8 protein-coding genes are annotated in these 5,326 nt (G+C 44.0%); 7 read left to right on the top strand and 1 reads right to left on the bottom strand.

Annotated features, from left to right (window positions below):
• Positions 1-112: 112 nt before the first annotated feature.
• Positions 113-1,570 carry an FAD-dependent oxidoreductase gene (locus BUA79_RS12050; protein ID WP_073994661.1) on the bottom strand — a complete coding sequence of 486 codons (1,458 nt, stop codon included), beginning with the start codon at positions 1,568-1,570 and terminating at the stop codon, positions 113-115.
• 221 nt (positions 1,571-1,791) lie between these two features.
• Between BUA79_RS12050 and BUA79_RS12045 the strand changes: the two genes are divergently transcribed.
• The 7 genes from BUA79_RS12045 (at position 1,792) to rpsR (ending at position 5,142) form a co-directional block, all read left to right on the top strand.
• Entirely contained in the window at positions 1,792-1,974 is a 183-nt protein-coding gene (locus BUA79_RS12045; RefSeq protein WP_073994660.1) for a DUF951 domain-containing protein, read from the top strand.
• A gap of 86 nt (positions 1,975-2,060) precedes the next feature.
• A complete protein-coding gene (locus tag BUA79_RS12040; RefSeq protein WP_073994659.1) occupies positions 2,061-2,450 on the top strand; it encodes a GntR family transcriptional regulator in 390 nt (129 codons plus the stop codon).
• Entirely contained in the window at positions 2,440-3,147 is a 708-nt protein-coding gene (locus BUA79_RS12035) for an ABC transporter ATP-binding protein (protein ID WP_094757460.1), read from the top strand. Before BUA79_RS12040 ends, BUA79_RS12035 begins: the two co-directional genes overlap by 11 nt.
• Positions 3,141-3,953 carry a hypothetical protein gene (locus BUA79_RS12030; protein ID WP_073994657.1) on the top strand — a complete coding sequence of 271 codons (813 nt, stop codon included), beginning with the start codon at positions 3,141-3,143 and terminating at the stop codon, positions 3,951-3,953. The genes BUA79_RS12035 and BUA79_RS12030 overlap by 7 nt, the downstream gene beginning before the upstream one ends.
• A 121-nt stretch (positions 3,954-4,074) precedes the next feature.
• Positions 4,075-4,362, top strand: coding sequence for a 30S ribosomal protein S6 (rpsF, locus tag BUA79_RS12025; RefSeq protein ID WP_073994656.1), 288 nt, complete (start codon positions 4,075-4,077; stop codon positions 4,360-4,362).
• A 46-nt stretch (positions 4,363-4,408) separates the two neighbouring features.
• On the top strand, positions 4,409-4,849 hold the full coding sequence (locus BUA79_RS12020) for a single-stranded DNA-binding protein (protein WP_073994655.1): 441 nt from the start codon (positions 4,409-4,411) through the stop codon (positions 4,847-4,849).
• Positions 4,850-4,875: 26 nt separating this feature from the next.
• Positions 4,876-5,142, top strand: a complete 267-nt coding sequence (gene rpsR, locus BUA79_RS12015) for a 30S ribosomal protein S18 (RefSeq protein ID WP_073994654.1) — start codon at positions 4,876-4,878, stop codon at positions 5,140-5,142.
• Positions 5,143-5,326 lie beyond the last annotated feature (184 nt).

The raw sequence follows: 5,326 nt of genomic DNA, 5'->3' as shown, positions 1-5,326 counted from the left end.
AAAACCATAAAAGCGATGAATGCCGTCATTTGGAAAATAATCAGCAGCCATCCTCGAAAACCGAAATTCAAAGTTCCGCTTTGCTTCATTTTAAAACCTCCTCTTTTGTGGGTTATTCAGTTTCTTCGATGTAATCAGCAACGCTCTCACCGGCCATTCTTCCGGAGTTGAGCGCAAAGCCCATGGTGTTGCCTGGAAGGGTGAAGTTGTAGCTGTCACCATAAATCGTGTTGCAATCACTGCCGGCACTGTAAAGCCCTGGAATCGGCTTGTCCTGTTCGCCGAATACTTCGCCGTATTTGTTGGTCTTTACGCCGCCGATTGTACCGTAAGCACCCAGATAGAATTTGCCGACCAGGTATTTGCCCTTTCCGTTGATCGGGTGGAGGAATTCCTGGCTTTTGTGGAATTTCGTATCGAGGTTTTCCTCGCACATTTCATTGTATTCATCCAGGGTTTCCTGCAGCTTGTCGGAATCGATTCCAAGCTTCTGTGCCAGTTCTTCGATAGATTCTGCTTCGAAGTAGCCGTCGTAGCCTTCTTCCACGGCGCGTTTCGCTTCTTCATCAAAGGCAAGGAAGGCTTCCGCGGGGTGCACAATGTCAAAAATATCCGGACCATTTTTCTTGTAACGTTTCAGGATGGCTCCGTCCATGATGCAGTAACCGTAGTTGCCGGGCTGGAGTGACAATGCGTTTCCGGTGAAGGTGGTGTTGCCCATCTGTCCTTCGTCCATGAAACGGTCGCCGTTCTGGTTGATCAGTAAATTCGGCTGGCGAAGCACTGCATCCAGTAAGAACCAGTTCATGTTGTCTTTCAGATGGTAGATGGCTTCGATGTTTGCCCCGAATTTCCGGGCTCCAGCCTCCCACATCATCTTCAGTCCTTCTCCCTGAGTGCCGGGTACCATGAATGGAAAGAAGTCCACCCAGTATTCCAGACCAAACTCTTCCCTGAGCATTTCGGCATTCGTGCCGAATCCGCCGGTAGCCACGATTACGGCCTTCGCCCGGGCTTCGATTTCTTCGCCGTCTTTGCCGACAGCCATTACACCAACAGCTTTGCCCTCTTCCATGATGAGCTTTTTGACAGGGGTTTCCAGGTGTATTTCTGCACCGAGTTCTTTAGCCTTCTCCGTCATGATCTTTACCATCGGTCCTGCGGCGCGTGGTCCAATCACCCCGTTTTCCGGCTTGACGATGTGCCATGTGGCCTCTGATTCCGTAAAGTATTTGAAGCATCCGGCAAATTCAACACCCATGTCCTCCAGCCATTCGATGGTGTCGGCGGATTTGTTGAAATAGGTCTGCACAAGGTCCTGGTCGACCCGGTAATGGGTATAATCCATATGCAGTTTTAGGGCTCTTTCGACGGTGATGTCATTAAAGCTGTTCTTTTGGACCCTGGTGTTGATGCCTAAAGGGCCCATGCCCATATTGGCGGCTCCCCCAGTGGTATTGGCCTTTTCAAAAACCAGAGCCTTTAAATCGTTCTCGCCTGCAGTGATTGCGGCAGCCAGACCGGCTGGCCCAGCAGCTACGACAATAACGTCAGCTTCCATTTTTTTCATATTACTTCCTCCTGGACTGTTATAAATACACAAAAGCTTTAGTGTAAAAAACTTTATTTGTGTTAATTATATACGATTTTAAGAGAAAAAGCCTCAGACAAATATTCTAATGATATAATAATAACAATCGAAAAACAGGAAAAAAGTCTAATGGTTTACAACGAAAACACGATATGATAGAATTTATACATTATTATAATAAGTAAGGGATGGTATCTGCAATGGATTATCAGGTTGGCGATGTTGTGAAACTCAAGAAAAAGCACCCGTGCGGCAGTGACGAATGGCTGATCATGCGCATCGGTGCTGATTTCAGACTGAAATGTCTCGGATGCGGCCATCAGATTATGATTCCTCGTCCTCTAGTCGTGAAAAATTCAAAGGAAATTAGAAAACCTGACTGATAATATTGTTGACAGTCAGGTTTAATTATGGTTTAATTGTATTAGTTAAGTAGTACAATAATACAGATTGAAAGGAAGTGGGATCCATGGTGTGGGATTTGAAATCAGACAGGCCAATCTATATCCAGCTGCTGGAACAAATTCAGATCAAGATAATATCCGGAGAGCTCTCCCCGGGAAGCAAACTTCCCTCTGTAAGGGATCTTGCGGCAGAGGCCGCCGTAAATCCGAATACCATGCAGAAGGCGATGACGGAACTCGAGCGGCTTGGTCTTGTTTATTCACAGAGGACGGCAGGCAGGTATATAACAGAGGACAGACAGATGATAGAAGGACTGAAAAAGAATATCGCGCAGGAACAGATAAATGCATTTTTGCTGAGCATGAACAGGCTTGGGTTCGGAAAGCGGGAAGTGCTGGATATGATATGCGACCTGAAGGATGAAAGGGATGAGGAGGCAGAAGATGGACGATAACAATGTGATTTTTGAGTGCAGGGGACTTACAAAAAAGTACGGGAGTTTTGAGGCACTCTCCGATGTGAATCTGAAACTGGAGAAGGGCCGGATCGTCGGACTTCTGGGACCGAATGGAAGCGGAAAATCCACCTTAATCAAGCTCGCGAACGGTCTGCTTTCTCCGACCCGGGGGGAGGTTCTTGTTTCAGGCATGGAAATAGGAACGGAAACTAAACGTATCGTTTCATACCTTCCAGAGAAAACCTATCTCAATAATTGGATGAAGGTAAGGGAAATAATAGATTATTTTGAGGATTTTTATACGGATTTCAGCCGGGAAAGAGCCCATGAGCTGCTGCAAAGACTGAACATTAATCCCGAGGACAAGCTTAAGACCATGTCCAAAGGAACAAAGGAAAAAGTCCAGCTGATTCTTGTGATGAGCAGGAACGCCAGTCTGTATCTCCTGGATGAACCGATAGGCGGCGTGGATCCCGCAGCCAGAGATTATATTATCAACACCATCATCACAAACTATAATCCGGAGTCAACGGTAGTTATTTCGACCCATCTAATTACAGATGTCGAGCAGATTCTGGATGAGGTTGTTTTTATAGAAAAAGGGAAAATTATCATGCAGAAGTCTGTGGATGAAATCCGCCAGACAGAAGGCAAATCTGTAGATGCATTATTCAGGGAGGTGTTCAGATGCTAGGAAAATTATTCAGACACGAATTCAGGGCAAACGGAAGGATATTTCTTGCGCTGTACGCAGCGTTTATCGGAATCACCCTGATCAACAAACTGTTCTGGGTCATAGAAACCAGCAATGTCATAACGGAAATCTTCCGGGGATTTATCACAGTTTTATATGTCGTTTCCATTGTTGCCATTGCAGTATTGACGTTTATTCTGATTGTATACAGGTTTTATAATAATCTTCTGAAGGATGAAGGGTATCTGTCCTTTACACTTCCGGTGAAAACAAGCCAGCACATCATCGCGAAGCTGCTGGTCAGTTTTATATTCGTTGTATTTTCAGTAATTATCATAGTTGCATCCCTGTTCATAATGGGAGTAGGAGCGGGACTGGTGGCGAAAATCGCCGAATTCTTGGAACAGGTCAGGCTTATTTTTACGCTGTACAGCGGAAGCCTCCGGTTCGTTGCAGAAGCTGCCGTGCTCTGCATAGTGGCGGTTGTTTATCTGATCCTGATGCTGTATGCCTCCCTGTCAGTGGGGCAGCTTTTCATGAAACATAAACTGGGAGGTGCTGTACTGGGATTTGTCGGGTTGTATGTGATCAGCCAGATCATTTCTTCCGTGCTTATGGCCATCCTGTTCTTTGGCAATGAGAAATACATGGAGATTGCCAGATATGGGGATGCCGCAACACCTTATATGGTGTTGGATATGCTGAATGTTATATTTTTGGTGGTCATAATATTCCAGATAGTGCTGAGTGTGGCGTATTACCTGGTGACCAATCTTATTCTGAGCAAAAAGCTGAATCTTGAATGATGGGAAAATCAATCTTGCAAATCTTGACGAACTATGTTAATATAACTGTTCGTGATATATGAAAATTATTCCTTGTTCCCTGCCAGACAGGGGGCCAGAGACCAGAAGGAGGTTAAAGCACATGAACAAATATGAATTAGCGTTGATCGTAAGTGCTAAACTCGAAGACGAAGAAAGAGTTGCTACCGTTGAAAAAATCAAAGAAATGATTGCCCGCTTTGGCGGTACGGTTACAAACGTCGACGAATGGGGTAAGAGAAGACTTGCTTACGAAATTCAGAAGATGAAAGAAGCTTATTATTTCTTCATTAAATTCGAGTCGGGTTCAGATTGTCCAAATGAAATTGAGACAAACATCCGTATTATGGAAAACGTAATCAGATATTTAATTACCAGACAGGAAGCATAAGATAGCATTTACGAACATATACGCTCATTGAAAAAGAGGAGATAGTATGAATAAAGTAATTCTTATGGGAAGATTAACAAGAGATCCTGAAATCAGATATTCACAAGGTGACAATACGATGGCTGTGGCCAGATTTTCACTGGCTGTTGACCGTAGGTTCAAAAAAGACGCCAACGGAGATAACACTGATTTCATTAACTGTGTAGCTTTCGGCAAGACGGCCGAATTTGCTGAGAAATATTTCCACCAGGGAATCAAGGTGGTAGTGGAAGGCAGAATCCAGACAGGAAGCTATACGAATAAGGATGGACAGAAAGTTTACACGACGGATATCGTTGTGGAAAATACAGAGTTTGCGGAAAGCAAGGCGGCAGGCGGACAGGCATCAGCTCAGCCCTCAGCCAGACCAGCACCATCCTCAGCGATGGGAAGCGACTTCATGAATATTCCTGACGGAGTGGAAGACGAAGGCCTTCCATTCAATTAAAATTTTAATAAGGAGGTCATATTTGTATGGCATACGCTAATAGAAATGGTGATAGACCAGATTTCAGAAAAAAACCGGGCGGACGCAGAAGAAAGAAAGTATGCGTGTTCTGTGGTGAAAAAAATGGTGACATTGATTTCAAAGATGTAAATAAATTAAAGAGATATGTTTCCGAAAGAGGAAAGATCCTTCCTAGAAGAATCACCGGAAACTGTGCAAAACATCAGAGAGCACTTACAGTTGCTATCAAAAGAGCAAGACACATTGCCCTGATGCCTTACACAATGGATTAATCCCTGCATTTATAAGGGATTAGTTAGATAAATAAAGCATTTGATACAACTTTGATACAAAATTTATAAAAGAAAGCCCTTGCAGTAAAATGATATGCTCCCTTCTAGGTAGACAAGTGAAATAATAAAAACTTGTTTATTTAGGAGGGAGTGTTTTTTATACCTAGAAATGTATCGCCACAGG

Origin of the sequence: Parasporobacterium paucivorans DSM 15970 (genome assembly GCF_900141895.1) — a bacterium.
Taxonomy (GTDB): domain Bacteria; phylum Bacillota; class Clostridia; order Lachnospirales; family Lachnospiraceae; genus Parasporobacterium; species Parasporobacterium paucivorans.
This window is presented reverse-complemented; position numbering and strand designations above follow the sequence as displayed.

Coding starts and splice junctions, on each gene's coding strand:
- BUA79_RS12030 (WP_073994657.1), top strand. CDS start 3,141: ATGCTAGGAAAATTATTCAGACACGAATTCAGGGCAAACGGAAGGATA.
- rpsF (WP_073994656.1), top strand. CDS start 4,075: ATGAACAAATATGAATTAGCGTTGATCGTAAGTGCTAAACTCGAAGAC.
- BUA79_RS12035 (WP_094757460.1), top strand. CDS start 2,440: ATGGACGATAACAATGTGATTTTTGAGTGCAGGGGACTTACAAAAAAG.
- BUA79_RS12020 (WP_073994655.1), top strand. CDS start 4,409: ATGAATAAAGTAATTCTTATGGGAAGATTAACAAGAGATCCTGAAATC.
- BUA79_RS12040 (WP_073994659.1), top strand. CDS start 2,061: ATGGTGTGGGATTTGAAATCAGACAGGCCAATCTATATCCAGCTGCTG.
- BUA79_RS12050 (WP_073994661.1), bottom strand. CDS start 1,570: ATGAAAAAAATGGAAGCTGACGTTATTGTCGTAGCTGCTGGGCCAGCC.
- BUA79_RS12045 (WP_073994660.1), top strand. CDS start 1,792: ATGGATTATCAGGTTGGCGATGTTGTGAAACTCAAGAAAAAGCACCCG.
- rpsR (WP_073994654.1), top strand. CDS start 4,876: ATGGCATACGCTAATAGAAATGGTGATAGACCAGATTTCAGAAAAAAA.